General features: G+C 26.8%; 1 protein-coding gene. It reads right to left on the bottom strand.

Annotated elements, in window-relative coordinates; all coding sequences use genetic code 11:
- Positions 1 to 26 precede the first annotated feature (26 nt).
- Positions 27 to 530 (bottom strand): hypothetical protein, encoded by a 504-nt coding sequence (locus TD29_RS17300; protein ID WP_040282752.1) that lies wholly within the window; start codon positions 528 to 530, stop codon positions 27 to 29.
- Positions 531 to 568: the final 38 nt, after the last annotated feature.

Genomic DNA, 568 nt, shown 5'->3' with positions numbered 1-568 from the left:
AATTATACACGTTGTTGTACGCAGTATTATTTCAGTTCGAGAATTTTCCATTTAGCAATCAATGTTTTTAATTCAACTCCACTAATTTCTTTTCGATTTTCGTTTGAACTTTCAGTTTCAAATAGAATGGCATCTTGTTCCATAATAATATCATTTTCAACGATTGTATTTAAGTTCAGTTGATAAATTTTTCCGTTTTCCTCCATTTTTCTGAAAGCATCTTTTTCCTCGTATAAAACTCCGCTTTTATCTTCAGGAATAGCTAATTTCCAAATATGTAATACTTCTCCTTTTTTCGGTTCTTTCCTTATGCTTACCCATTGATTTCCAAGTAATTTTTTATTTACGTTTTTAGAATACATTAAACTTTTAATAGTCGGAATATTTGCTGATATTCTAATTTCATTCGCTTTTTTTCCATAAGGTAGATTGTATGCTTTATATTCGTTAAAAATGAATTTTAAAATAAAAAAAACTGAAATAAAAACTATTAGCTTTACTAAAAAAGAGACTGTTTTTTTATAATTCATCTATTTTCATTTTTCGCATTTTTTGGGATATTGCGTAC

Origin of the sequence: Psychroserpens damuponensis (assembly GCF_000826655.1) — a bacterium.
In the GTDB taxonomy this organism is placed as follows: Bacteria; Bacteroidota; Bacteroidia; order Flavobacteriales; family Flavobacteriaceae; genus Psychroserpens; species Psychroserpens damuponensis.
This window is presented reverse-complemented; position numbering and strand designations above follow the sequence as displayed.